At 45.1% G+C, this 26316-nt stretch carries 23 protein-coding genes; 9 read left to right on the plus strand and 14 right to left on the minus strand.

From position 1 onward, the window contains the following. Positions 1 to 112 precede the first annotated feature (112 nt). The 4 genes from AC3CKG_RS15790 to rhtB form a co-directional block, all read right to left on the minus strand. A complete protein-coding gene (locus AC3CKG_RS15790; protein WP_488528560.1) occupies positions 113 to 1114 on the minus strand; it encodes an ArsJ-associated glyceraldehyde-3-phosphate dehydrogenase in 1002 nt (333 codons plus the stop codon). Positions 1115 to 1155: 41 nt separating this feature from the next. Next, a complete protein-coding gene (locus tag AC3CKG_RS15795) occupies positions 1156 to 1497 on the minus strand; it encodes a metalloregulator ArsR/SmtB family transcription factor (protein WP_017104736.1) in 342 nt (113 codons plus the stop codon). Positions 1498 to 1596: 99 nt separating this feature from the next. Next, positions 1597 to 2817, minus strand: a complete 1221-nt coding sequence (locus AC3CKG_RS15800) for an EAL and HDOD domain-containing protein (protein WP_488528561.1) — start codon at positions 2815 to 2817, stop codon at positions 1597 to 1599. A gap of 44 nt (positions 2818 to 2861) precedes the next feature. After that, a complete protein-coding gene (gene rhtB, locus AC3CKG_RS15805; RefSeq protein ID WP_029223645.1) occupies positions 2862 to 3479 on the minus strand; it encodes a homoserine/homoserine lactone efflux protein in 618 nt (205 codons plus the stop codon). 81 nt (positions 3480 to 3560) lie between these two features. Here rhtB and AC3CKG_RS15810 point away from each other — a divergent pair, with 81 nt between their 5' ends. Both AC3CKG_RS15810 and AC3CKG_RS15815 read left to right on the plus strand, forming a co-directional pair. Next, positions 3561 to 4541: an alpha/beta fold hydrolase gene (locus tag AC3CKG_RS15810; protein WP_488528562.1), complete on the plus strand. Its 981-nt coding sequence runs from the start codon at positions 3561 to 3563 to the stop codon at positions 4539 to 4541. Positions 4542 to 4731: 190 nt separating this feature from the next. Then, positions 4732 to 5559 (plus strand): Cof-type HAD-IIB family hydrolase, encoded by an 828-nt coding sequence (locus AC3CKG_RS15815; RefSeq protein ID WP_017111719.1) that lies wholly within the window; start codon positions 4732 to 4734, stop codon positions 5557 to 5559. Positions 5560 to 5646: 87 nt separating this feature from the next. On the opposite strand, the gene AC3CKG_RS15820 is transcribed toward AC3CKG_RS15815, so the two are convergent. Further along, entirely contained in the window at positions 5647 to 6114 is a 468-nt protein-coding gene (locus AC3CKG_RS15820) for an EVE domain-containing protein (protein ID WP_102269105.1), read from the minus strand. A 39-nt stretch (positions 6115 to 6153) separates the two neighbouring features. Here AC3CKG_RS15820 and AC3CKG_RS15825 point away from each other — a divergent pair, with 39 nt between their 5' ends. Both AC3CKG_RS15825 and AC3CKG_RS15830 read left to right on the plus strand, forming a co-directional pair. Then, entirely contained in the window at positions 6154 to 7698 is a 1545-nt protein-coding gene (locus AC3CKG_RS15825; protein WP_488528563.1) for a COG3650 family protein, read from the plus strand. 2 nt (positions 7699 to 7700) lie between these two features. Continuing rightward, positions 7701 to 8297, plus strand: a complete 597-nt coding sequence (locus AC3CKG_RS15830; RefSeq protein WP_488528564.1) for a tRNA-uridine aminocarboxypropyltransferase — start codon at positions 7701 to 7703, stop codon at positions 8295 to 8297. A 164-nt stretch (positions 8298 to 8461) separates the two neighbouring features. On the opposite strand, the gene AC3CKG_RS15835 is transcribed toward AC3CKG_RS15830, so the two are convergent. The 8 genes from AC3CKG_RS15835 to lptM form a co-directional block, all read right to left on the minus strand. Then, positions 8462 to 10942, minus strand: coding sequence for a bifunctional diguanylate cyclase/phosphodiesterase (locus AC3CKG_RS15835; RefSeq protein WP_488528565.1), 2481 nt, complete (start codon positions 10940 to 10942; stop codon positions 8462 to 8464). A gap of 192 nt (positions 10943 to 11134) precedes the next feature. After that, a complete protein-coding gene (locus tag AC3CKG_RS15840) occupies positions 11135 to 13633 on the minus strand; it encodes a bifunctional diguanylate cyclase/phosphodiesterase (protein ID WP_488528566.1) in 2499 nt (832 codons plus the stop codon). 168 nt (positions 13634 to 13801) lie between these two features. Then, positions 13802 to 14518, minus strand: coding sequence for a 5-amino-6-(5-phospho-D-ribitylamino)uracil phosphatase YigB (gene yigB, locus AC3CKG_RS15845; RefSeq protein ID WP_102518481.1), 717 nt, complete (start codon positions 14516 to 14518; stop codon positions 13802 to 13804). A gap of 15 nt (positions 14519 to 14533) precedes the next feature. Further along, entirely contained in the window at positions 14534 to 15466 is a 933-nt protein-coding gene (xerC, locus tag AC3CKG_RS15850) for a tyrosine recombinase XerC (protein WP_017111712.1), read from the minus strand. Continuing rightward, positions 15435 to 16133, minus strand: a complete 699-nt coding sequence (locus tag AC3CKG_RS15855; RefSeq protein WP_065104289.1) for a DUF484 family protein — start codon at positions 16131 to 16133, stop codon at positions 15435 to 15437. The genes xerC and AC3CKG_RS15855 overlap by 32 nt, the downstream gene beginning before the upstream one ends. Before the next feature lie 45 nt (positions 16134 to 16178). Beyond that, positions 16179 to 17009: a diaminopimelate epimerase gene (dapF, locus tag AC3CKG_RS15860; protein ID WP_488528567.1), complete on the minus strand. Its 831-nt coding sequence runs from the start codon at positions 17007 to 17009 to the stop codon at positions 16179 to 16181. Positions 17010 to 17020: 11 nt separating this feature from the next. Beyond that, entirely contained in the window at positions 17021 to 18274 is a 1254-nt protein-coding gene (gene lysA / locus AC3CKG_RS15865; RefSeq protein ID WP_009848209.1) for a diaminopimelate decarboxylase, read from the minus strand. Between the two features lie 42 nt (positions 18275 to 18316). Beyond that, a complete protein-coding gene (lptM, locus tag AC3CKG_RS15870; protein ID WP_407829960.1) occupies positions 18317 to 18433 on the minus strand; it encodes an LPS translocon maturation chaperone LptM in 117 nt (38 codons plus the stop codon). Positions 18434 to 18508: 75 nt separating this feature from the next. On the opposite strand from lptM, the gene cyaY reads away from it, so the two are divergent. Further along, the gene (gene cyaY / locus AC3CKG_RS15875; RefSeq protein ID WP_102353436.1) at positions 18509 to 18823 is read left to right on the plus strand and encodes an iron donor protein CyaY; all 315 of its coding nucleotides are present in this window, start codon (positions 18509 to 18511) and stop codon (positions 18821 to 18823) included. 72 nt (positions 18824 to 18895) lie between these two features. Here the strand turns inward: cyaY and AC3CKG_RS15880 are convergent, their stop codons facing one another. Next, positions 18896 to 21424, minus strand: a complete 2529-nt coding sequence (locus AC3CKG_RS15880; RefSeq protein ID WP_017104753.1) for a class I adenylate cyclase — start codon at positions 21422 to 21424, stop codon at positions 18896 to 18898. Positions 21425 to 21768: 344 nt separating this feature from the next. On the opposite strand from AC3CKG_RS15880, the gene hemC reads away from it, so the two are divergent. The 4 genes from hemC to AC3CKG_RS15900 are packed head-to-tail and all read left to right on the plus strand — an operon-like array spanning position 21769 to position 25865. Continuing rightward, a complete protein-coding gene (gene hemC / locus AC3CKG_RS15885) occupies positions 21769 to 22707 on the plus strand; it encodes a hydroxymethylbilane synthase (RefSeq protein ID WP_065104291.1) in 939 nt (312 codons plus the stop codon). Positions 22708 to 22709: 2 nt separating this feature from the next. Then, entirely contained in the window at positions 22710 to 23438 is a 729-nt protein-coding gene (locus tag AC3CKG_RS15890; RefSeq protein ID WP_372111797.1) for a uroporphyrinogen-III synthase, read from the plus strand. A gap of 19 nt (positions 23439 to 23457) precedes the next feature. Beyond that, positions 23458 to 24684 carry a uroporphyrinogen-III C-methyltransferase gene (locus AC3CKG_RS15895; protein WP_372111795.1) on the plus strand — a complete coding sequence of 409 codons (1227 nt, stop codon included), beginning with the start codon at positions 23458 to 23460 and terminating at the stop codon, positions 24682 to 24684. Continuing rightward, the gene (locus tag AC3CKG_RS15900) at positions 24684 to 25865 is read left to right on the plus strand and encodes a heme biosynthesis HemY N-terminal domain-containing protein (protein WP_488528568.1); all 1182 of its coding nucleotides are present in this window, start codon (positions 24684 to 24686) and stop codon (positions 25863 to 25865) included. Before AC3CKG_RS15895 ends, AC3CKG_RS15900 begins: the two co-directional genes overlap by 1 nt. Positions 25866 to 26316: the final 451 nt, after the last annotated feature.

Here is a 26316-nt window from a genome sequence, read left to right on the forward strand (position 1 = left end):
GCAACCAGTAAGTTCAGCCCTATGAGCATAGGGGTTCTATGTGATTAGGGCGGCCGGCGCTCCGGTGAACTTACGCAGTTAACAACGCTTGCAGCTTCAAGTATGAAGAGTATTAAGCTAGGCCAACTGTACGTACTAGCTCTGCCGTACGTGTCGCATAACCCATCTCGTTGTCGTACCAAGCGTAGATCTTAACCATGCGCTTACCCACTAACATGGTTGATAGTGCATCTACGATGGTTGAACGTTGGTCGCCTTTGTAATCGATAGAAACCAGTGGACGCTCTTCAAAGCCAAGGATGCCTTTTAGTTCGTTCTCAGACGCTTCTTTCAGCATCGCGTTAACTTCTTCTGCTGTTGTGTCTTGCTTCACTTCGAAGATGATGTCAGTCAGAGAAGCGTTCGCTAGTGGTACACGAACTGCGTGGCCATTGATGCGGTTTTCAAGCTCTGGGAATATCTCAACAATCGCTTTAGCACTGCCCGTTGTTGTCGGAATAAGGCTCATGCCACATGCACGAGCACGACGTAAATCTTTATGGGGCGCATCAAGAATAGTTTGCGTATTGGTTAGATCGTGAATAGTAGTGAAAGCTGCATTTTCGATACCCAGCTTCTCGTTGATCACTTTAACCACGGGCGCGAGACAGTTGGTTGTACAAGATGCTGCGGTTACGATTTTATGTACTGCTGGATCGAAGATATTGTCGTTCACACCGACAACGATGTTTGCAATGCCTTCTTCTTTCACTGGCGCCGATACCACAACACGCTTCACACCTTGCTCAAGGTATTTGTTTAGGAAAGAAGTCTTACGGTGAACACCGGTCGCTTCAAGGACAACATCGCAACCAGACCAATCGATCGCATCGATGTCACGCTCTTGCGTAGTTCTAATGCGTTGACCCTTGATGATCATCTCATCGCCTTCAACCGCGACTTCATGGTTCCAGCGGCCTTGAACCGAATCGAACTCAAGAAGGTGAGCCAATGTCGCGGTGTCGCCAGCCACATCGTTAATCAGTACGAACTCAATTTCCGCCCAATCAAACGCTGCGCGAAGTGCTAAACGGCCGATACGACCAAAACCATTAATACCTACTTTGACTGTCATTTTCTGTTCTCTCAGCTCGTGGTGAATCTAAAAATATTAAATTAAACGCAACACTGAGGGCGTGAAGTCATGGCTTCTAAGCGCTCAATATCTTGTTGGTATTCAGTTTTCAAACAGTTCGATGCGATAAGGTCATCGATTAACTTTAGCATCCAACCCGGTAAATCTTGTGACAAACGGTAGAACACCCACTGCCCTTGGCGAACGTCAGTTAAAATGCCGTTTGAGCGCAACTGCGCTAGGTGACGAGATACCTTTGGCTGACTTTCTTGTAATGCCTGAGTTAGCTCACCAACAGATAAGCACTCATTGCGCACTATCAACATTAAGCAACGCACTCGCGTCTCATCAGACAGTAATTTGAAAAATTGGTGAGGAAGCATAACTACATACTCATATATGGATATGCGTATATATTAATCATTAAAAAACGCACGTCAAGGCGTGCGTTTCAATTGTCATAAAAGTTTAACGGAGAGAAATCAGAGCTGGCTGGTTACGTTATGACTCCAGCGTTGGGCTTCGGTGAGCTCGGTTTTGACCTGATCAACATTCAGTCCCAAGTGAGCACAGTGCTTATCAATCTGTTGCCAATCAGCATGTTCAAAGCTCTCTTCAAGCGCTAAAAGCGTCCCGTATGGCCCTTCTCTGCGTAACAAAGCGACCTTGATGGTTTTAGATAATGGGAGTTGTTCAACTAGGTTTTCTAGCGATAAATCTAACAGGGCGTCGAGCGACGAAAACAAGCCAATCATAAAGGCTTGTTCAGCATGCCCTGAAAATGGCTGATAGCGAGACATACGCTGACAGAACTGAGCACGCTGAAGCGATAAACTGTATAACTCTTTCGGCTTTTTATCTGACACATAAGAAGCCACCGCCAGCGAAACAAACATTTTAAGTTTTTCTTGCCCCAGATAAACCAAGGCCTGACGGAAAGAAGAGATCGTCACTTCAAGACGCGGCGACATGGAATTTACGAAGCGTAAAAGCTTGTATGACAACGCCACATCTTTGGCCACGATATTTTCAACTCGTTTAAAATCGACATTGGCTTTACATACTTCCTGAAATAGCTCCATAGCAATCACCTGCTCTGGGCTAATGTACTTGGTTTTGACTATTTCAGGCTTACTGAAGAAGTACCCTTGAAAAAACCGGAAGCCCGCGTCTTTGGCTTGTTGGAATTCTTGTTCGGTTTCGACACGCTCAGCAAGAAAGCTAAACTTCTTCCCTTCGTGTTTTCTTACCAACTCACACGCTTCATCCAAGCCCATCTGCATGATATCGAGCTTAACAATATGTGTGTATTTTAGGAAACGTTCCCATTCTGGCGTTGAAGTAAAATCATCTAAGGCAATCATATAGCCCGCTTGATGCAACTCTTTCACCGCTTCGAGCAATTCGTCCGTCGGTTGGCAGGTTTCAAGGATCTCAACCACGACCTTGTCTTTTGGCAAGCTCAAGGGCAACCGGCGAATCAGGCTTTGATAAGGGAAATTAATAAAACAGCGTGAAGATGGGATCGAAGGGTTAAGCCCAACCGACAAGAAGTTCTCAACAATCAAACGATACGTTGCACGATTAGACTCAATATGCGCAGGATAGGCATTCCTTTCTCCGTCGCGAAACAACAGCTCATAACCAAGCGTGTTCTTCTTACGATTTAAGATAGGTTGTCTAGCAACGTAGGTAGCGGTCATTTATTGATAACTCTATTGGTTTAACGATAACTCTATTGCCTAAACTAAGCTTTCGCGGCAGCCAGCAAAGCACCGCAGCCCATGAACATACCACCAAATATTTTATTTATCTTACCCATTACACGATCAGAACGAATAAAACGTCCCATTTGTGAAGCTAATGAGGTGTAACCCAACATAACCACGCTATCAATGAATACAGTAGTTACACCAAGTACTAATAGCTGTGGAGCTTGAGGCTGTGTCGGGTCAATAAATTGAGGAAACAGGGCCACCAAAAACACGATAGATTTCGGGTTGGTTAAATTAATAAGCACGGCATTTCTCAGTAATCTTCCGCTCGATAACGTTGTGCTCTCTTCTGAAGCCACCAAGCTAGAATTATCACGCCACTTTTGAATGCCCAACCACAAAAGATAAGCCACACCGACCCATTTGATGATAGTGAAAGCCAACGCGGATTGCGCCACTAGTGCACCAATGCCCGCACCCACCAGCATGATGTGGAATGCTAGACCGAGCTGTAAGCCTGCGATCGACGCGAGTGACTTCTTGGTACCATAACTTAGTCCATTGCTGATTGAATTAACGGTACCTGAGCCCGGAGCCAAACTAAACAAAATCGCCGTGACGACATAAGCAAGCCAAACATGAGTATCCATTTGCATTTCCTTACTAGTTCTTTAATCTAACAACATTAGTAGCGATGACGCTCTCACATGCATCAGTTCAGGTAATTTCCCATGGAAAACCACAGTGCCGCCCCGGTTTCATACACGCAAGAACCTGAGTTCGAGCAAGCGATTAAACACCCGATCCCTGCCCTTTGGCAACAACGAAAAGATGGGTATATCACATCATCTGGTAAAAAGAAGCTGTACTGGTGTAGCTTAACCTCACCGACGCACACCAAAGCCATTGTGATTTCAAATGGTCGCATCGAGTGCTGCTTAAAATACCAAGAACTCTTTTACGACTTCTATCAGCAAGGCTATGACGTTTATTCATTTGACCACCAAGGTCAAGGCCAGTCGGAACGTATGGTAACAGACTCTGACATTGGTCACATTCATGAGTTTGATGATTACGTATCAGACATGTCCGACATCATTAACAGTTTTAACCTTAGCCGATATTCCAATCGTTATCTGTTAGCGCACTCAATGGGCAGCACCATTGCCACTCGCTACCTACAGACCAACCCTAACCACCCATTTGACAAAGCGACTCTCTGTGCTCCCATGTTTGGGATCAATACTGAATGGTACTTCAAGCCCATCGCGATGATTGTTGGACAAGTGCTCACTGCTTGCTATACCAAACCGACTTATGCCCCAGGGCAACAAGCGTATTACTCCAAGCCATTCGAAAATAATTTACTCAGCCACAGCAAGGTTCGTTACCAGTGGTTCCGACGCCTGTATGACGAGTCACCTTCTTTGCAAGTTGGCGGACCAAGCACTCGCTGGGTATGGCAAGGGTTAATGGCTGCGAAACAGGCAATCCAGCAAACTCGTCAAATCAAAATCCCGCTGCTATTGATTCAAGCCGGAAACGAGAAGATTGTCAGTAACGATGCTCAACTGAAGTTCATCAAGAAGCTGAAGAAAACCAACTCAGCTTGCCAGTTTAAGGCCATTGAAGGATCTAGGCATGAGGTGTTGTTTGAAAAGGATGAATATCGTAATCAAACACTGGATGCCATTAATCAGTTTTTTGCTTAATGTCAGCGGGATAACAAGAGGCGCGACGAATAAAAAAGATAAGCGCTAAAGAGGAAGAGAAGTAAGTGAGCTTTGCCCTCTTTTCTTTCGCAGATTTGGCATACAATTTCTGCATAGAGATATTGTACTTTAGAGGATGCTAGCACTGGCTAGTGTCGATATCAGCTAAGCATTTTGCAATGAGGGTTAAATGACTATTCCTGCACTAAAAGATTCCGTGAAAATCGTTGCCTCTGATTTAGATGGTACGCTTCTGGCTCCCAACCATCAGTTAAGCGCTTTTACCAAGCTAACACTTAAGAAGTTACACGACCAAGGCTACACCTTTATCTTCGCGACCGGCCGCCATCATGTAGATGTTGCTGGTATTCGTGAGATAGCAGGAATTCCGGCGTATATGATCACTTCAAACGGTGCACGCGTGCACGACCAAAATGATCAACTAATGTATAGCCAGAACGTGCCTCAGGATTTAGTTCAGCCTGTTATTGATGTGGTTCGCCAAGATCCAAACATTTTCATTCACATGTACCAGAATGAAGATTGGCTACTGGACCGTGAAGACGAAATGCTAGCAAAATTCCACAGTGAGTCAGGCTTTAGCTACAAGCGATTTGAAGCCGACAAAGCACCAAGTGATGGCATTGCGAAAGTCTTCTTCACGCACCCAGAGCAAGACCATGAGTATCTGGTCACATTTGAGCAGAAGCTAAAAGACGCGTTTGGAGACAAACTCAATATCGCCTTTTCAACACCTTGGTGCCTAGAAGTCATGGCCGCTGAAGTCTCTAAAGGGCATGCCTTAGACGCTGTTGCGAAATCACTCAATCTGACCCTCGAGAACTGTGTTGCCTTTGGTGATGGGATGAATGATGCTGAAATGCTCGCAATGGCTGGTAAAGGTTTAGTCATGGAGACTTCACACCATAAAGTGAAAGAAGCGCTACCCAATAATGAAGTAATCGGCAGTAATGCCGACGATGCGGTTGCGCACTACTTAGAAAAGCACCTGCTTTGATCTAATCTAGTCAAAGAAATCTGAAGAAATAAAAAGGCAGCCAATGGCTGCCTTTTTTGAACCTTACGCTAAAAGCTTCCTCTAACGCTAACGAGAGCCGAGTACTTCTTTCCCTAAGATCGCCTGCCACTCTTGTTCAGTAACAGGCATGATAGATAAGCGATTGCCTCGTTTAACCAGCGGCATTTCTGCTAGCTCAGGCATAGCTTTCAACGTTGCTAAAGGGATCAAGCGCTCTGTTACTCGCACAAATTCGACATCAACCATTATCCAACGCGGATTCTCTGGCGAAGATTTAGCATCATAGTAATCACTTTCTGGGTCGAATTGAAAATGATCTGGATAGGCTTCTCTGGTTACCTTAGCGATCCCTGCTACGCCAACTTTTTTGCATGATGAATGGTATATCATCACCAGATCTCCAAGCTTGACGTCATCACGCATCATGTTTCGAGCCTGATAGTTGCGTACACCCTCCCAACAAGAGGTTTTTTGCACTCTAAGAGTCTGAATAGAGAAGGTGTCGGGTTCTGTTTTAAATAACCAATATGCCATAATAAATCCAATTAACGGTTGCTCCGAGGAAGATATAACATGAAGGTAATGAAAAACCCAGTGACATGGCTAGTCGCATTCGCTTTGCAAGGCTGTGTATCGGCTCCAGATACGCCGCAACAACCTGAATTACCACCAGCAACCTTAGATGAACCACTGAGTATTCAGCCGCAAACCTTCATCATGCGTGGTCAAGTTGTGGTGGGTCATGAGAGCCGAACTTTCACGCCTTGCGGCAGCCAACAACAATACTGGTTAGATTTATCACCAGAGTTAGCGCTCGAAGCACAAGGGCTCGCCACTAGACCTTATCAAGCCTTATACGGTGAGCTTATCGGCCATTTAACCGTTCCTAGCCAAACGGGATACAATGCCGACTTCACCGCACGCTTCGTAGTTGACCAAGTCAATGTGCTAACGGCAGAGAACCCTGATCGTTGTGACCAACCACTTCGCGCGACACGCGCTTTTGGTAACGAACCTTACTGGTCAGCAACCTTCGATAAAGACCAACTCAAATACACTAAGATGGGCGAAGAACCTCAGCGCCTCGATATCGAATCAAGCCGCACCTCACCAAGCACTCGCGACTACCAGCTTAAAGGTAATCAGGGACAAGGTGAGCTAAACCTTAAAAAAGAGAGCTGCAGCGATGGCATGAGTGACTCTATCTATGGCTGGCACGCCAAACTTAATCTCAATGACAGCAACTACAATGGCTGTGCAATGGTGGCCAATCAAGATCCAACGCTGAACTGGAGTGGACTCTACTTCGCAAGCTCAACGCAGAACACTGGCTTCTCTATCAACCTAGAACTCAACGACGACCACAGCGCTATTACGACTTACTCGTACAGCAATGGCGATCCTTCTATTGTTGAACAGGGTTTCTGGCAGCAACTTAACCAAAATCAGGTACAGGTTGTGATGACTCGTCACCAGCAACAGTACTTAATCTCTGAGCGCGTCTTCACACTCGATAACGGCAAACTGGTCGCTGAAAAAGAGAAAGTGGGCAATGTTGTCTACCCGATTGCCAATGGCGGTCTAGTGCTATTTGAAGCCAAGAGTGCACAAGCGCAGGTGAATACGACCACCAACGTTGATCTAACCGCAAAGCAGATAAACTCGAGTGATCAACTTGATCAAAAAGTCGACCAAGCGATCCGTGAGTATTTTAAGATCAACAACACCGATCCAGACAATACTCAGTACCGCTGGCTAACCTACGATCTGAACGGTGATGGCAAAGAAGAGTTGTTTGCTCAACTCGACTGGTGTGGCTCGGGTGGCTGTACGTTGCTTATCTTTGAAAACCACCAAGACAACTGGCGCTTCAATAGCCGAGTGACACTGGTGAAAGGCGATATACGCTTAGGTAAATCGCAAAGTCATGGCTGGCAGGATCTGATCTTCAATGTCAGCGGCGGTGGAGCAACACCTGCGAAGCACACACTGTCTTACACCGGTGTTAGCTACCCACTAAATCCAAGTGTCTCTCCAGTTGCAAATGATGCTGATATCAGCGATGTGGTTCTGTTTGCTGATGGCATATCACCAGCGCAAAGCGGAGTTAAGCTATAACCATGAGTAATCAACAAGCTTGCGGTGGTTGTGGCTTCACTCATCAATGTATTTGTCACCGTATACCAAGTGTTGAAAGCCAAACTGCTCTTGTACTGCTGACCCATGAGAATGAACTGTCGCGAGACACCAATACCGGAAAGTTACTTGAGCAATCTATTCAGCAATGTCAGTCCTTCGTATGGCAACGAAAGACACCACCAGAAGAGTTGATTGCCTTACTCGAAGACAAAGCATTGCAGCCTTTTTTGCTGTTTCCAAGTGACAACAGTATTGAGTGCCAGCAAGCCGTGTCATCTGTAGCTGGAGATCGTAAGCCGTTATTCATCATCTTGGATGGCACATGGCAGGAAGCGAAGAAAATGCTCAACAAGAGCGCGTGGTTAAACACCATTCCTCAAATCCATCTCGATATCACGACTGAATCGTCATACACCTTACGCCGCAATCAAGACAGCGGGCACCTGTGTACCTGTGAAGTTGGCGTTGAGTTGCTAAAAACGTTAGGTGAAATCGAACCGGCTAAGTTGATTAACGATTACTACCAACACTACCTAAAGGTTTTTCAAGCCGATAAATGTGGTCATTCACTCAAGTAGATTAAGCCACGTATAATCTTGCGGTAGATAACGTAAAACTGAAACAAAAAGGGTGAGCCATAAGCTCACCCTTTTTACATCTAACGTTAATCTATTGAACCGATCGGTGTTTCACGTGAAACCGAAACTCTGGCTGCTCTTTGAAAGAAATTTAACTCGTTCGATTAGAACAAACGCTGAGGTTGACCAAAGTAGTAACCCTGAAGGTAATCGACCCCCATATCTTCTGCGATTCGACACACCTGTTCATTATGTACGAACTCCGCCACTGTCTTGGCATTGAGTATCTGGCACAAACTAACAAGTTGCTGGGCAATCTTACGCTGTTTCTTGTCTTGGTCGATATTGCGAATCAGGCTGCCATCGAGCTTTATCACCTGTGGCTCAAGTTTCAATATCTCATCAATGTTCGAATAGCCTGAGCCAAAATCATCAACGATGATATTCACGCCCATATCGCGGAAATGGTTACATATCTCAATCAATCGACCGTAATCCTGAATCTGTTCGGTTTCCAGTACCTCTAACCCAATGCGCTGCGGGTGACTGATCTTTTTGATGGCTTGCTCAAGATGAAGAATAGTTTTCTCGTTGTTGAAATCTTGTGGCGCCAAATTAATAGAAAACGAATCGGTCCTTTGACTCATAAAATCAAAGGTACGCGTTATCATCTGGCGACTAAGGCGCGTATAAAGGTGCGTTCCCTCGATAATCGGTAAAAACTTACCTGGAGCTATCAGCTGACCATCTTCTTCTATTCGAACCAAGCATTCATAGCTTTCAACTTGATGGCTGTGCGCGGACACTATGGGTTGAGAACACGCCACAACATTTTGATTCAACACCGCGCGGCTTACACAAGACAACCAACCTAATTGCTCTTGCCGTTGCTTCTCGAGTTGGATTAATGTTCTAGCGCTCACTAGATGCTTATTCTGACTTACCGCACTACGGCGAGCCTCAATAGCTTTCAGTAACAAATCATCTATCGATGTGGTTGGAAAATCACGACGACTCGCAATGCCTGCGCAAATTGAAACCGAGAGGTAATCGATATCCGGTAAGCCCATCGGCTCAAAATTTACGTGTTCGGTTTTATCAGCAAACTCAGAAAAGCGCTGATGAATGTGCTCATGGCTAGCCCAGCTTTCAAACACTACTGCCCACTCGCCAATACCGATGCTGTAAAGCTGACACCCTTCATCAAAAAACTGCCATAACGCCTTTTGAAAATACTCACTCAAATCACGAAGCAGCTTATCACCCACTCGATAACCGTACTTTTCATTGATCTGTCCAAACGTCGTCACCTTCAACGCCAACAAGTGACTATCAGCATTCATTTTTGACAGCTTTTCACGCAACACACTTCGATTAGGTAAACCCGTTCGACGATCAATCCGGTAACTGGCAGTCAGTGCCGTGGCTTGCTGCTGGATTTTGCTTGCCATGCTGTTGTTCATGTCGTCAACATCGAGCAAGGCATTACGAATCAATGAAAATAAGGGGGATATGTTCGTGGCAGGTTGTGTCTCAAGCGGAACTGCACCTTCAGCTTCTCCCTCTCTTAGCGTGAGATACGTTAGGCTGTGATGCAGAATGCGTTGTTGATCATCATCTTGATAAAGCTCGCCCATACAATACACACCATAGGTGTCTGCTAGGTTTTGAAAAGTCTCCACCTCTTGGTTGCCATCAATAAAGTCGATACGCGAAGTGCAGTTATAAATAAAGAACTGTTGCGGGGCATGAACACCAATTTGTTGAACGCCAAGTCGTATCTGCTCCAAGGTCAGAGAAGGATGGTCATAACAAAACCGAACCTCATCGCCAATATGAAACGGACCACTAAACTCGATCTCTCCGTCATCAATGACCTTGAGTGGTAAATGGATGTTTTGTTCTTTTGGATCGCCAACCATCAAAGGGAAGTTATGGAGTTGCTCGAAAGGTACTTCGAGGCCATCCGCAAGGTAGCGATTATAAAGATCACGAACTGGCATACCATCCAATTCAGCCAAGCGTTGACCTTCAGCGCCAGTGACTCGAAAGGTGCGCCCTATCGGGTTCCACTCGGTGTAGTAGCCTTTGGTTACGACTAACTCAGAACTGTGTAAGGCCAGCATTACGTAGGCATTTTCATAGCAATGGCCATTCAGCATAACCCATCGTCCACTGTCGGTAATGGTCGATGCGCCTCCACAAATAGGCAGTGAGTATCTGGATTGTTCAAACGCAGAGAACAAGGCTCGGTTATTTATCTGCAAGCGATCGGCAAAGCAGATAATACTTTGAGTCTGAGCGGTACATCCCAACTGTTCCCACATCGATTGGCTATCAATTTGTGGCTGCTCGCTATATTCCACGACACCACAAGAAAATGAGGTGCTGTCGAAGCGAGTAACAATAAGGTACAAGCCCTGATGTAAAATGACACCTTGGCTGATGTAATGATTGGCACTACAACCAATGAGCTTTGCGTTGGGGAAAGTCGATTGAATTACTTGGCAGGCAGCCAAAACCGAACCTTTCTCGAAAGACGAAAACACCTGAATCAGTAGGCTTTCATGTGTATGAAAATCTATCTTTTCCAATTCACGCTGGGTTTGTTCTATGTCTTGTATCAGGAGAGAGGTCGACTGCATATTCACATTAATCGTTGCGTTAATGATTTGTTATTGTGCTTATTATAGATAAGGCTTGCACGGAATACTTACAATCGTCTTGTAAATAATGTGACGTTAGTTAGACATCACTCATTCCACCAAAAAACAGTCATTAATAGTGGCTGAGCGCTTTCTAAGTAAGGGCTTGTGGGATTGTACGAGCTTTAATAACTAAAACAGTCGCTTAGGCTCGCCAAAGTAATAACCTTGCAGATAATCGACACCCATTTGCTCCGCTATCTCACAAACCTGTTGGTTATGAACAAATTCAGCGACCGTTTGGGCATTAAACACTTGGCACAAACGCACCAATTGAGAAGCGATGTTCCTTTGCTTTTGGTCTTTGTCGATGTTGCGAATCAAGCTGCCATCGAGCTTGATGATCTGCGGCTCGAGTTTGATGATTTCATCAATATTGGAATAACCTGAACCAAAATCATCCACAATGATTCTCGCCCCGAGTGCACGGAAGTGATCACATACCTCAATCATTCGACCGTAATCTTTGATCTGCTCAGACTCGAGAACTTCTAAGCCAAGTCGAGTGGGATCGTTGATACCACTAATGGCAGTCTCGAGAATCTCAAGTGTCTTATCGCTTAGCAAGTCTTGTGGAGAAAGGTTGATCGAGAACGGGCTCTGCTTATCCGCCATATAACCAATGGTGTTCTTAATCATATGTCGGCTTAGACGAGTATAAAGGTGCGTGTCAGCAATCATAGGTAAGAACTTACCCGGTGGCACAATCGTCCCGTCTGCTTCCATGATTCTAACCAAACACTCTTGGCCGATCATTTCGTGAGTACCCGCCGCAACAATAGGCTGTGAGTAAGTGATGATATTCTGATCTAAGATTGCTCGACTTACGCAGCTCAACCAGCCTAATTGCTCTTTACGATCTTCCTCACTCACCTGAATGTCTTTAGCATTAGTAATGTGGGTGTTGTTACGCACTCCATAACGTCGAGCTTCAATCGCTTTCAATAAGATCTCATCACCGCTGTCGGTTAAGAAATCACAACGACTGGCAAAGCCACCACACAACGAAACCGACAGGTAATCAATATCGGTTAATCCATATGGCTCAAAATTAATGTGTTCAATGTCGTCAGCAAACTCAATGAAGCGTTGCTCTATCTTCCCGCTATCTATACTGGCGTTAAAGATAATCGCCCACTCACCAACGCCAATACTGAACAGTTCGACCTGAACCTTAGATTCCTTCACCACACGAAGGTGTAATCGCTCAACAAAATGATTCGAGAGGTCGAGTAACAGCTGATCACCCACTTGATAACCATATTTCTCGTTAACCTGATGAAAATTGGTCAGCTTTAAAGTCAGAAGGTGTTCACTGAACAGAATCGAATTAAGACGCTCTTTTAATACAATGCGATTAGGCAGCCCGGTACGCGAGTCAATTCGGTAGCTCTCGGTTAGACGACGCGCCTGCTGATGAAGTTTTTTCTCCATCTGGGTATTAATGCTGTCTAAATCCGCAACCGCATTTCTCACTAAATTGAGCAGCGGTGAAACCGTAGAATCACAATGGAAATCGTCACAGCGAAATTCGTCTATCTCATCCGACTCTCTCATCGCAATATAGGTGAGGCTGTGATGAAGTATGTCTTGGCGATCTTCATTACGGTAGAGCTCACCCATGCAGTAAGCACCGCTGGCCTTCACTATGCCTTCAAATGGCTTTAGTTCGAGCTTACTGTCGATGAATTCAAGCCGAGAGACACAGTTATAAATGATCACCGATTCAGGCTGATGCATCGCAAGCACCTCGGCACCATGACGCACCTTCTCTGCGGTCAAAGATGGGTGGTTATAACAGAACTGTGCTTCCTCTCCGACATGCCAAGGGCTATCAAATTCAATACTGCCATCGTCATTAATACGAAGAGGCGTTGAGATGCCTTTCTTTCTTCCGAGCTCACGATAAAGCGGAAAACTCATCAACTGACTAAATGGGAGGTCTTTACCATCAGCAAGGTAATGTTTAAACACGTCAATCGCTGGCTTGTCATTCAATGCATATAAGCGGTTGCCCTCGGCTTGAGTGACTATTAGCTTCATTCCGATAGGATTCCACTCAGAATACGCATCCGACCAAACCTTCAACCTTGGGTTGGTCAAAGCAACTGCAACACAGGCATGTTGATAGGTCTCTTCGTTATGCATAACCCAACGGCCAAAGTCATTCTCATGACAGAGTCCACCAGCCACCGGCAAGGTATAAGGCAGGTTTTCAAAAGCGCCATAAATGGGATAATCGCGCCCTTCTACCTGATCACACAGGCTAATCACCGTTTTAGTGTCTTTAGAAAGAGATAATTGAGCTACCAGAGCTTGGCTATCATGGTTAGGATTGCCAGTAAAAGGCTGCACAGCAGAGGTTAAATGTGTTTCATCAAACTCGCTGATAATCACTAAGGTACAAGCGCTTTCAAGGCAGTTATCACAAATAACATGACGCGCACTTTGTCCTATGAGTATGGAATGATTTAGGTGCTTGAGAGCAACACTCGCGATGCGTCGAGCAACGTCTTGAGATTGGGCTGAGAAGAGTTGAATTAGGTATTGCTTGCGATCACACCATTCTCGCTGTTCAAATTGAGATTTAAATAACTCCTCAGTATTTGCGAGAAATGTAAATGTTTGCATGCCAACCCTTGTTCAAAATCGAGTGAAGTGAGAACCCGCAACCACTGCTATGATTGAAATGAATCGATAAAAAGTAGTCGCCAATTATCCTAGCCTAAACAGGCATTTAATTACGACTAATGTAACAATTCAATATCATAAATGCGACACAATAGCTTACCGTAGCCATTAAATTAGTCGCATAAGATCGCTAAGTTGCTCTATTTCAACATCAGGGAGCACACTCGCCTTCGAGGAGAGGTATAAATTGGAACCAGTGTCATTAAACCAGCATGCCTGAAAGCCATTTTTCTTAGCTCCGTAAACATCCGTTCTCAGATGATCACCAACGTGAAGAATGTTGTTCGCATCAAAACCTAAGTATTGCTGCGCTTTTTCAAACATATCCGGGTAGGGTTTTGCTCTGCCATCAGGGCCGGCTTTGAGGATTAACTGAAAGTATTGCCCTAAGCCAATTTTATGCGGATCGACATTACCATTGGTAATCGCCACCAAAGGAATACGCTGACTAAGCTCAGCCATCACGCGATGTGTCTCTTGAGGAACATCCACCTGATTACGTAGCCACAAGGCGTGTTCTATGCCTTCACGAGCCGCCTGTTCTGCTTGCTGCTGAGAGTAACCCAACTGCAGTAAGCCACGCTTAATCTGTGTTTCACGCCACACGGTGACATCATGTTTTAACGCTGGATTTTCAGAGGCGACTTGCTGTTTGATGCCTTGCCACTCTTCCAACGAAAGAGAAGCCGACACTGGATGCTTTTGATAAAGCCACTGCGCCATCTCTTTCTCAACCTTCATGATCACAGGCCAGTTGTCGTACAGGGTGTCGTCCAAATCAAAGGTCATGGCTTTGACGGGCTTTAACCCTCGATAAATTCGCATAGTTAAACCTTTAATCTAATCTTTATTCTTCTTACGAGCTCTTGGATGAGCTTGGTCATAAGCTTGTGCTAAATGTTGGAAATCTAAGTGGGTGTACACTTGGGTTGTCGAGATGTTTTCATGCCCGAGCAACTCTTGAACCGCACGAAGGTTTTGGCTTGATTCAAGCACATGCGTTGCAAACGAGTGACGCAGTTTGTGCGGGCTAATATGACTGGCGACAGCCTGCTTCTTGCCCCACTCCTCCATACGCTTCTGAACACTGCGATGAGAAATACGTGTCCCAAGTTTAGAGACAAACAGTGCAGGCTCACCCGGCGAAGCGAGTTCACCACGTACTTTTAACCATTTATCGACCCACTCTTTCGCTAAACCAGAAAATGGGGCTTTGCGTTCTTTATCACCCTTACCAATCACTCGGATTTCGCCCTGTCGAGCCAATACATCTCTCAGGTTGATACCGACCAGTTCGGCCAATCGTAATCCCGCGCCATACATCACTTCCATCATCGCTCGGTCACGAATCGATAATGGATCGTCCTCGTTCACATCAAGCAGTTGACCCACTTCATCGACATCAAGGTTTTTAGGTAAAGGACGTTGTTTGCGAGGTGCAGAAACACCTTTGGCTGGATTGGCGGTCATCTCGCCACGCAATACAAGGAAATCAAAGAAGCTGCGCAATGAAGATAAACGAGTCGCGATGCTGCTCGCTTTCATTCCCTCACGCATGCCTTTACTGGCAAGTTGTCTTACCCATGCAGCATCCACTTGAGCCCAGTCTTTCAGTCCTAATGTGACTAAATGAGCGGCCATGGTTTCAAGCTGTTGTCGGTAATTGCGTTGGGTGTGTAGGCTGAGTCCCTTCTCGCTTCTGAGATATTCATAGAAGCGAGAAAGTGGCTTTTGAAGGCTGTTAGGAAGAGGTATTTTGGGCTCTAGGCTCATTATTTATCTGCCAAGGTAAGGTGTCCGCCAAATGAGCAACAACAAGCGCTAAATGGCGTAAAAAGAGCGTATCCATATGGGGTTGGAAATGGCCGCCATCTTCGCTAGAAAAGGCGAGCAAGCCCAATGGAGACTGCTTAGCAAGCGGAAGTACTACATAAGAGCCTAGCTCTGGAACTGGAAAATCACCAAACAAATCTTGTCTGTCCGCTTTTCTCAAGCGCCCTAAATAAGCATCTTTACCGTTGAAATGGTTCAATGAAAACTTCGAATAACGCTCTCCGTTAAGCTGATAAAAGCCCAACTGAGACAGTACGCGAATATGAGCTTTCAAACCTAATTCAATCGCCTTTTGTTCAACCGCCTTAATGACTTGCATGAAATCACTGCATTTCAATACCTGAGCTTGCAGATCCATAAACTCATAAAAAGTTTTGTCGTTATTCGCAGCCAGTGACATCAAGCCAGTGATCTCTTCTTCTAACTCTTCGATTCTCTGACGTTGACGCTTAAGCTGAACCTCAACCAAAGAAACCGCGCCCTGCTCAACATTGTTAACAGCAAGGCGATCAACCAAATTTCTTCTGTCTTGAAAAAAATCTGGGTTATCACGTAAATATTCCGCGACCACTTCTGCGGTGAGTGCGTCGGCTTCAACGTAAGACAAAACCTATCCTTTATTTTTTATGAATCTATTTGCTATCAGTCATTCTTAGCAAGAAAGTTGACCATCAAACACATGGGTTGCAGGGCCAGTCATAAACAGAGGTTTACCCGGACCTTGCCAGCTAATGTGTAAGTCACCGCCAGGTAGACGAACTTTCACATTCTCAGCCAGTAAGCCTTGAGTAATACCAACCGCAACTGCACCACATGCGCCGCTACCACATGCCTGAGTTTCACCCGCGCCGCGTTCGTAAACACGTAAGCGAACCTCTTCACGGTTAACAACCTGCATAAAGCCAGCGTTAACACGCTCAGGGAAACGTTCATGTGATTCAAGAAGCGGACCTAAGGTCTCCACATCGGCAGTATCGACGTCATCAACAACAGTAACCACATGCGGGTTACCCATGCTTACGGCACCGCAGAACAAGGTGTGTGCATCCGTTCTCAGGATATACGTCTTCTCTGACTGCTTTGCCTTGAACGGAATTTTGCCTGGTTCGAACTCAGGAATACCCATGTTCACAGTGATCTGGTCATTGTCTTCAATCTTGAGAACCATTTTTCCTTTCTTGGTGCTCACGTTGATGCTGTACTTATTCGTTAAGCCTTTCATGCGAACGAATCGTGCAAAACAACGAGCGCCATTACCACACTGTTCCACTTCACTGCCATCCGCATTGAATATGCGGTAATGGAAGTCAGTTTCTGGATCATAGGGAGCCTCAACCACAAGTAGCTGATCAAAACCCACGCCAGTGTGACGATCCGCCAAACGACGGATCAAATCTGGAGAAAAGAAAATATTTTGAGTAATGCAGTCCACGACCATGAAATCATTGCCCAAACCATGCATTTTAGAAAAGTGGAAGTGCATAACGCTTAAAATTACTCCGGAAGAATGTTTTCAAGTTCCCACAGACTCGTAAGCTCTTCACGCTGACGAACCAAGTGAGTTTTATCGCCATCAACCATCACTTCAGCCGCACGCGAACGAGTGTTGTAGTTAGATGACATAGCGAAGCCATAAGCACCAGCAGAACGAACGGCCAGTAGATCGCCCTCTTCAAGAACAAGGTCACGATCCTTACCTAGGAAGTCACCTGTCTCACAGATAGGGCCAACCAAGTCGTAAGTCACAGCTTCACCCTGACGCGGGCTCACTGGCACAATATCTTGCCAAGCTTGGTAAAGTGCCGGGCGCATCAGATCGTTCATTGCCGCATCTATGATGGCAAAGTTCTTATGCTCAGTAGGCTTCAGGAACTCGACTTTCGTTAATAATACACCAGCGTTAGCAGCAATCGCTCTTCCAGGCTCGAAAATCAGCTCTAGATCAGAATGATTGTCTAGACGAGCCAACAAAGCTTTCGCGTAGTCTGAAGGTTGTGGTGGTAATTCATCGCGGTAAACCACGCCTAAACCGCCACCGACATCAAGATGTTTGATGTTGATGTCATTAGCACGTAGTTGGTCGATCAGTGCAAGCAGGCGATCAGTGGCATCGATGAAAGGTTCGATATCCGTTAACTGAGAACCGATGTGGCAATCAATACCATGGATAGACAAGTTATCGAGTGTTTTTGCAAACGCATAAACAGCAGGGGCACGGTCGAAGGCAATGCCGAACTTGTTATCACGCAGACCCGTAGAAATGTAAGGGTGAGTGTTCGCATCAACATCTGGGTTAATACGCAGTGAAATCGGCGCCTTAACACCAAGCTCACCAGCCACTTTATTCAATCGCTCTAGTTCTGGCTCAGATTCTACGTTGAAACATTTAATGTTCAACTCAAGCGCACGCTTCATTTCAGCGGCTGTTTTGCCGACACCAGAGAATACAACTTTTGCTGGATCGCCACCGGCAGCAACTACACGCTCTAGCTCACCGCCAGAAACGATGTCGAAGCCAGAGCCCAAGCGAGCCAAAGTATTCAACACGCCAAGGTTCGAGTTAGCTTTAACGGCATAACACACTAAGTGTGGGTGCTCGCCAACCGACGAATCAAACGCATTCCAGTGGCGTTCTAATGTTGCACGAGAATATACATACAGCGGTGTACCATATTGCTCTGCTAGTTGTGAAAGTGCGACGTCCTCAGCCCAAAGCTGGCCATCTTCCTGATAGTTGAAGTAATCCAAAGTTCTTATCCCTTATAAATAACGATTTCTGCGTGTTTTCACTTATTGTGATTGTTCAGTCTGCTGAACTTCATCAGGATCGTACAAAGGACCCGTTTGACCACAACCAGAAAGTCCAATAACGGACACCATAAACAGAGCGGTAATTAATTTTTTCATTTTGCATATCGTGATTATTAACTCAATGCCCCCTATAATCGCACCACACTCAGGAAAAGCAATAGGATAGAAAGGATGAACGAGACTGAATTTCATCAACTGGTCGATATACAGATGCAAAACATCGAAGAAGCTATCGATGAATCAGAGGCAGATATTGATTACGAAGTGACTGGTAACGTAATGACGCTGGAGTTTGAGAACCGCAGCCAAATCATTATCAACCGCCAAGAACCAATGAAAGAAATCTGGTTAGCGTCTAAATCTGGTGGTTTTCACTTCAAGCTAATCGACGATAAGTGGACATGTTCTAAGACGGGCATGGAATTGTTTGAGATGGTTAAAGAAGAATGCGCGAAGCACGCAGATGAAGAGATCGATTGGGTCTAATCATTTGTAAGCAAAACTAAAAAAGGAGTGAATCAATCACTCCTTTTTTAATATCAATCAGTCTTAGTAATACTAGATGTTGACTATTTTTGAGCTCCGAGAAGCTAAAGTCGCATCGTTACGATAAGGTACAACGTAAGAGTTGCCCTCTTCTGGATGAACGATTTGGTAGTACTGAGGTAGATTAAAGTTAATCAACTTAGACGACATCTTCGACTCATCTTTTACCGACGTGTAGAAAGAATTCACGCTCGCGATCATCTCATCTTTTTCACCGCTGTACTGGTGATACACCTCAACTTGATTCGACTCGTCCAATACATAGATATTGAAGCCTTTGTCAGTATCTTCGAAGAAAAATTGAATTAACCCTTCACTCGCAAAGCCATCAACCACATCTGGCAACTGATACTCTTGCTCTTTATCAAGCATCAGTAAAGGTGAGCCCTTAAGCTTGTTGGTTGAGATACTGCGGTAGAAATCGACCGAGTTTTCCAACATCTGTACCGAAACGCCACGACGTTCAAAGAACAGACCAAACATCTTGTTGGCTAAACGAATAGCTTTAAAGCGGCGACGTTTCTCTGGTTCAATCGGTTTCAATCGCAAGTCGATACACTCGGCAAGCAGCTGGTACACCATGTTACGCATGACACCGCGTAGGTTTTTGCTGTAACAGAACACATCGACCGACTCTGGCGGTAAGGCATCTTGGTGCATTTTACCCAGCACCGTCTTGAGCGCGTCCAGCATCGCGGTATCACCTTGGAAATGAAGCGTACGTACTTCATGCCAAGAGTTACGATAAACCAGATCAACACTGCCGACTAAACTCTTACCTTCTTCACCAAAACTGAAGATATCGGCGTTCTTAAGATCAACCTTCAATGCGCGACCACTTAATTCAGAAGTCGGGTCATTTTCAAAGTTGATGAACATCGCCAGTTGGCTAATTTCACACGGGCTCGCCAATGCTTGCATACTTGGGCGGCGCTTACGCAAAGAAAAAGTATTACGAAGGTCACTCACCATTTGATAGAACTTATCGATATCAATGTGGGCGTCACGAACCACAGAGTGCAAACGCGTCGATTCAGTAATCAAACCATTAAAGAATGACCAAGCCACCAATTTACTCAAGTACTCATGGTGCTCAAGAGATGGTTGACCAAGAATACGGTGAGCAATTAATGGTTGTTTATATAGATACCAACCTGGCTTATTTGCCTGACCTTGACGAACTTCGATGAAGCTCAAATCCGGTTCATGCAAATCCGGAGAGATTTGAGGATTCAATAAGGTCACTTTACCCGGCAAGACCTCAAATGCAGCATAAAGCTTACGAGCCAAAATACTGATATCTTGCGGGCTGATAGCTGAAGTGATGTCATTGCGACGTGCAAACTGAATCAGATTACGGTAGCTCAGCATCAAGGCATCAAGCAATGCATGGTGCACCACTTTAACCTGCTCAACCTTCCAATTACGGCGGTTGTCGAGCTCAGCAATGGTTTCTTGTCCCCAGTTCCAAGATTTAGTCATCTCAGTTAAGGCTTCACGACGCCATGCCACAGAACCAATGCCTGCTTCACGCGACAACTTCTCATGAGTCTTAAGGTAGAAACAACGTCTCACCAGATCCAAACGAGTGTGGTCGTTAATACGTTCTAGATAGCGCGTTACCTTCTCTAGCATCAGATAGTAACTATCCATACCATACAGATCAGGTTCATCCGCAAAGAAGCGACGCTTGGTATCAATACTCAGCAGTTGGGTATTTGGGTATTCCCATGAATATGCTTCTAACAGGATCGCCTTCAACACCGATTTATACGGTGAGTCGATACTCTTATAAAGTTGCCATAGGTTTGAACCAAAGTATTCTTCAGCAGGAATGCGATTCAGCTTGCCGAAATCGATCCACTGTGAACAATCAAGATAACCATCCTGACATAAGCCTTGAACGTATTGGTCATAACACTCTTCCATCTCAGGAGGAATGATTTGCCATAGCAAACGTTGGCCAGCCAAGCGAACTGCTGAGCGATAAAACTCATCAAGCAACAACAAGTGCTGTGAAGAACCGCAGTTATCACCGGTCATCTCTTCAGAATGGTTCGAGCGAAAACGCTGTTCATCCATCAAGAAGAAATTTGCCTCAACCCCTAAGGTTTCCGCCCAATCAGTAATAAGCAGACATTTATTGGTCAGGCTATCGCGCGATGCGCCATCCATATCTGGAGACACACACACCCAGATATCAAGATCACTTGAGGTGCTTTGGCCAATAGAAGAGGTGCTACCCATGGTGTACAAACCAAGGATTGCCGGTTCAGCAGCCTCAGTGAGTTTTCCACCAAGCGTTAATTCGGTATCAGACACAAATTGCTTTTGGAATTCATTAAGCGTGAAGCTACGAATTCCAAAAGGAACTTGCTGGTCATAGTAACCAGGCATCATTGGATGATTGAAATGAAGCAGTGCGGGGATAAGGTTGAAAACTCGCTGACCTTGGACATTCATCAACGCCAACGCACGATCAATGCGCTGCTGATTTAGATTGTCTAACCGTTGAATCAAAGTCTGAGTGTAAGCCTGCAAGGTAAGTCCTTGGTTTGAGATTAAATGCACTTCTGTTTAGTTACTGAACGAAAGCAGCAACAAAACGTGATCAATTTAACACTTTTACCCTTATTGGTAAAGTAAAGGAAGCCGTCATACTGGCCAATCCCTTGATGACAGAAAGTTAAACTCACGGCGCCGTAGTGTCCTCTTTATTGACTATTTCTAATAATAGCCCATGTTTCAAATGAGATACTAATCACACTATTTTGGTGAACTCATGAAAATCTCCCAGCTATCAAAGCATGGAATGATCAAACAGTAAGAATTTTCCCCTCACAATGTTAGGATTAAGCTATTACAGAACCTATATCGGAAACACCATGACAAATTCAGCACCAATCCGTATCGCTACCAGAAAAAGCCCTCTTGCCCTTTGGCAGGCATACTTTGTAAGGGATGCACTTCAAGCTGCTCACCCTGGTTTAGAGGTTGAGTTGGTAACTATGGTGACCAAAGGTGACATCATCCTTGATACTCCGCTTGCTAAAGTGGGTGGTAAAGGGCTGTTCGTTAAAGAACTCGAAGTGGCAATGCTAGAAGGTCGTGCTGACCTCGCAGTTCACTCAATGAAAGATGTGCCAGTCGACTTTCCTGAAGGTCTAGGTCTGGTAACTATTTGTGAGCGCGAAGATCCTCGTGATGCATTCGTATCAAACACTTACAACAACATTGATGAATTGCCACAAGGCGCTGTCGTGGGTACGTGCAGCCTACGTCGCCAATGTCAGTTACTAGAATACCGCCCTGATTTAATCATCAAAGAACTACGCGGCAATGTAGGTACTCGTTTAGGTAAACTCGATGACGGTCAATACGATGCGATCGTACTGGCTGCAGCTGGCCTTAAACGTCTGGAACTAGAAGAACGTATTCGTAGCTTCATCGAACCAGAACAATCTCTACCAGCGGTAGGTCAAGGCGCTGTAGGTATTGAATGTCGTCTTGATGATGAACGCTTAATCAAACTTCTTGAGCCACTGAACCACAAAGACACCGCCGATCGCGTACTATGCGAACGTGCAATGAACCTAACTCTGGAAGGTGGTTGTCAGGTGCCTATCGGTAGCTACTCACTATTAGACGGCGACAACATCTGGCTGCGTGCACTTGTCGGTGAACCAGACGGTTCTAAAATGGTTCGCGGCGAGATATCTGGTTCTCGTAAAGATGCTGAAGCGCTTGGCGTGACTCTGGCGAATCAACTGCTGGATGACGGTGCGAGAGAAATCTTAACCAAGCTATACGCAGACCAAGAATAACTATGACAGTGTTGGTGACTCGTCCCGGTTCAGAGGGACAATCGCTTTGCCAACAACTAGCGGATGAAGGGATTCAAGCAATCCATCATCCGCTTATTCGTATCGTTGATAATCCAGACTCAGTGGATCTAAGCACCCAGCTTAATAACAGCGATATTATTATTGCAGTCAGTCACCATGCCGTGACCGCTGCCCAAAGCATCCTTTCGAAAACTTCATCTATTTGGCCTACTTCGCCGCTTTATCTTGGCGTTGGTCAAAAAACTGCGCACGTTTTAAGCAAAGTCTGTAAACAAAAAGTAAACTATCCCCAAGTTAGTGATAGTGAACATCTTCTTAAACTTACTGAACTTAATGGCGTAGATAATAAATCCATTTTGATACTGCGTGGCAATGGTGGGCGTGAGCTCATTCGAGATTCTTTACTCATTCGAGGTGCACAAGTCTCTTATTGTGAGACCTATCGTAGAGAATATATTCCCATTAGCGACCACAATACCTATCAAACATGGATAAACAAAAACACGTCCAAAGTTGTCATCACTAGTCAGGAGCAATTGGAGTATCTCTGCTCAATTACCCCTGATGAGTATTTGGCTTGGCTTTCAACAAGACAACTATTTGTCCCAAGCCAGCGCATAGCAGATCGAGCACAACAACTCGGATTCTCTAGCGTGACCAATACTCAAAGTGCTACGAACCAAATATTACTGGCTGCTCTCCGGCCTTAGCTAGAAACAGGAAATAAGCATGACAAGCAAAAAAAATAATGAGCATATTGAACCTGAACAGAAACAAGACACTCAGCCAGTAGTTGTTGAAAACGAAAAAGCTGAATCTACAGAGACAAAACAGCCTGAACAAAAACTTGATGCCTCTGCGTCAAATACCGCTCTAAATGAACAGCCTCAAGCTGAACATAAAGAGCAAATAGAGAAAGCGGAAAAGCAAGGTAAGCGCGGTGTCAAACTAGGCGCTATTGCGATCGCTATTTCTATTATTTTCAGCGGCGGCATCGCGTTTCAAATGCAACAAAAGAGCGCAGAGTACTCAGCTCAGATCGCAGCTCTTCAAGCACAACTGCAAAATACTCAATCTGCAGTAAATAAAGACCTACAAACCATCAAGCAAGAGACCATCCAAGAAGCATCACATGCGGTGGAGAAAACTCAAGTCGTGCAATCTCAGCAACAGAAGAGCATTCAAAGCCTACAGCTAGCGGTTGCTGACGTTAAAGGTCGCCGTCCAAATGACTGGTTGCTCGCTGAAGCTGATTACCTTGTGAAACTTGCTGGTCGTAAACTGTTCCTAGAGCATGATGCCGTTAGTGCCACCAAACTAATGGAAAGCGCCGATCAACGTATCGCCGCACTGAATGACCCAAGCTTGGTCTCTCTTCGTCAATCAATGACCAATGACATTACTAAGCTTCGCACTATCCCCCTGATCGACCGTGATGGCTTAGTTCTTCGTATCACAAGCCTACAAAAACAAGTCGATACTCTACCGCTTGCCAATGCGATTCTTCCAGAAGCTGCGGTTGTTGAGAAAAAAGCCGTATCGCAAGACATCAATGATTGGCAGAACAACCTAATGACGTCGATGAAAGATTTCTCAGAAAACTTCATCACCTTCCGCAGTCGTGATGGAGAAGTCATTCCTCTACTATCACCAGAGCAGCACTTCTACCTGCGAGAAAACATCAAAGGTAAATTAGAAACCGCGATTCGCGCTATCTACAAAGAGCAAGGCGATATCTACAGTGCAGCACTGCAAACAGCTAACGAGTGGTCGAAGTCGTACCTAAACCAAGATAACAACTCAGTGATTGAGTTTGAGAAGGCAATTAAGCAGCTGAGCGAGCAGAATATTTCTGTGAAATACCCTGTGAAACTTGAGTCTCAAAATGAGTTGTCAGATGTGATACGCGAGCGCCTGCGTCGTGAAGTCACCGTTATGACCACGGAGGAAAAATAATGATTCGTTGGATTTTTCTTTTTCTCGTTCTAGGTGCTGGGTTAATTGTTGGTACTCAGTTCTCAGGTCAACAAGGCTACGTTCTGATCTCAATTGCGAATAAGACTATTGAGATGAGCGTGACAACACTGGTTATCTTTGTCATTGCTCTTCTAGCGGCTCTATTCGGCTTAGAGTACCTATTTAAAAAGCTTATGTACGCAAGCTCGACAACTTGGAACTGGTTCAGTGTTCGTAAACTGAAACGCTCTCGTCGCTATACTAATGAAGGCATCATCAAGCTTCTTGAGGGTGACTGGAAAGGCGCAGAGAAGAAGGTAACTCGTTGGGCTAACCACCACGACATGCCGCTACTTTGTTATTTAGTCGCTTCTCAAGCTGCTCACGAACAAGGCAACACAAGTGAGCGTGATAAGTACATCGAGCTTGCTAGCCAACAAGAGGACTCTCTATTGGCCGTTGAACTAACGAAAGCAAAACAACAGATCAGTGAATCGAATTACGAAGCGGCTTTCGATACACTTTCAACATTGAAAGGTTCGTACCCGAATAACACAGCTGTACTTGGCCTGCTAAAAGCCACTTACATGCAGCTTAAACTTTGGCAGCCATTGTTAGAGCTAACGCCAAAACTCGCTAAGAACAAGCTTCTTACAGCTGAGGAGCAAGTTGAGTTGGAGCAGAAAGCACAATGTGGCTTACTTCACGATGTCGCACAGCAGCAAGGTAGCGAAGGTTTAATCAGCCATTGGAACAAGCTTTCAAGAAAGCAGAAACAAAGCTCTCACCTTGTTTCCTGTTTTGTGAAGCAACTGATCGCTCGTAAAGCTGATTCAGAAGCCTTTACCGTGATTAAAGAGAACATTGCGAAGAGTGGTTCAAATGAGCTCTATATGTTGCTTCCTGAGCTTAATCTTGCTGATCACCACCCAGTAGTCGTAATGCTAGAACGCGCTATCAGTAAAGATGGTAGTAATGCCGAGGCACACAGCGCATTGGCTCAGTTCTACCTAAGAGAACAGAGGTGGGCAGAAGCGCAAAGTCACTTTGAAAAAGCACTAGCACTTCGCTCAAACGTATCAGATTACGGATACCTATCTGATGCACTAGAAAAGCAAAACCTAACGAAAGCAGCTCACGAGGTTTCTCGTAAAGCGCTCGCTCTAGTTCAACCAGCGTAATTCAAAACGACTCAAACTAAGCCGATGTCTGGCATCGGCTTTTTTGTATCTGTTATTTGCCTCTACAACACATCTCATCGAACCCTGCGCGTCCAACGTCACGCCACCAAACTAACTAACTATTAAATTACGCAATGGAGCCTCTCAAACACACGGAGAACTACTTTAATTGTGTCTGTATGTAGTTTTGCGACTTTTATAAACAAGCTCTTAGAAGAGGTTAGAGAGGTATCATAAATAAAAGTGACGCCTCTAATCTGAAGAGTAAAAGGAGCTCACTTTGAGAGAGGACATTTAAAGATATCTACCAACAGACCGAAAGCCGCGTTAAATCACGCTGAATTAGCAATTAAATGGCCATCAATATTCCAACTATAAAACGCTAAAGCCGGGGCTTCACGTAACTGCTTAATAGGTTCATCTATCAAACAGTAGAGATATAGCAAGAGTT

The sequence above is a fragment of the Vibrio sp. QJM3NY_15 genome, from assembly GCF_057785995.1.

Excerpts from the sequence above, each read along its gene's own strand:
- AC3CKG_RS15820 (WP_102269105.1), bottom strand. The coding sequence starts at position 6,114 with ATGGCATATTGGTTATTTAAAACAGAACCCGACACCTTCTCTATTCAG.
- cyaY (WP_102353436.1), top strand. The coding sequence starts at position 18,509 with ATGAACGAGACTGAATTTCATCAACTGGTCGATATACAGATGCAAAAC.
- AC3CKG_RS15895 (WP_372111795.1), top strand. The coding sequence starts at position 23,458 with ATGACAAGCAAAAAAAATAATGAGCATATTGAACCTGAACAGAAACAA.
- AC3CKG_RS15835 (WP_488528565.1), bottom strand. The coding sequence starts at position 10,942 with ATGCAGTCGACCTCTCTCCTGATACAAGACATAGAACAAACCCAGCGT.
- AC3CKG_RS15810 (WP_488528562.1), top strand. The coding sequence starts at position 3,561 with ATGGAAAACCACAGTGCCGCCCCGGTTTCATACACGCAAGAACCTGAG.
- AC3CKG_RS15890 (WP_372111797.1), top strand. The coding sequence starts at position 22,710 with ATGACAGTGTTGGTGACTCGTCCCGGTTCAGAGGGACAATCGCTTTGC.
- dapF (WP_488528567.1), bottom strand. The coding sequence starts at position 17,009 with ATGCACTTCCACTTTTCTAAAATGCATGGTTTGGGCAATGATTTCATG.
- rhtB (WP_029223645.1), bottom strand. The coding sequence starts at position 3,479 with ATGGATACTCATGTTTGGCTTGCTTATGTCGTCACGGCGATTTTGTTT.
- AC3CKG_RS15815 (WP_017111719.1), top strand. The coding sequence starts at position 4,732 with ATGACTATTCCTGCACTAAAAGATTCCGTGAAAATCGTTGCCTCTGAT.
- AC3CKG_RS15800 (WP_488528561.1), bottom strand. The coding sequence starts at position 2,817 with ATGACCGCTACCTACGTTGCTAGACAACCTATCTTAAATCGTAAGAAG.
- AC3CKG_RS15830 (WP_488528564.1), top strand. The coding sequence starts at position 7,701 with ATGAGTAATCAACAAGCTTGCGGTGGTTGTGGCTTCACTCATCAATGT.
- xerC (WP_017111712.1), bottom strand. The coding sequence starts at position 15,466 with ATGAGCCTAGAGCCCAAAATACCTCTTCCTAACAGCCTTCAAAAGCCA.
- AC3CKG_RS15840 (WP_488528566.1), bottom strand. The coding sequence starts at position 13,633 with ATGCAAACATTTACATTTCTCGCAAATACTGAGGAGTTATTTAAATCT.
- yigB (WP_102518481.1), bottom strand. The coding sequence starts at position 14,518 with ATGCGAATTTATCGAGGGTTAAAGCCCGTCAAAGCCATGACCTTTGAT.
- lptM (WP_407829960.1), bottom strand. The coding sequence starts at position 18,433 with ATGAAAAAATTAATTACCGCTCTGTTTATGGTGTCCGTTATTGGACTT.
- AC3CKG_RS15795 (WP_017104736.1), bottom strand. The coding sequence starts at position 1,497 with ATGCTTCCTCACCAATTTTTCAAATTACTGTCTGATGAGACGCGAGTG.
- AC3CKG_RS15790 (WP_488528560.1), bottom strand. The coding sequence starts at position 1,114 with ATGACAGTCAAAGTAGGTATTAATGGTTTTGGTCGTATCGGCCGTTTA.
- hemC (WP_065104291.1), top strand. The coding sequence starts at position 21,769 with ATGACAAATTCAGCACCAATCCGTATCGCTACCAGAAAAAGCCCTCTT.
- AC3CKG_RS15900 (WP_488528568.1), top strand. The coding sequence starts at position 24,684 with ATGATTCGTTGGATTTTTCTTTTTCTCGTTCTAGGTGCTGGGTTAATT.
- AC3CKG_RS15825 (WP_488528563.1), top strand. The coding sequence starts at position 6,154 with ATGAAGGTAATGAAAAACCCAGTGACATGGCTAGTCGCATTCGCTTTG.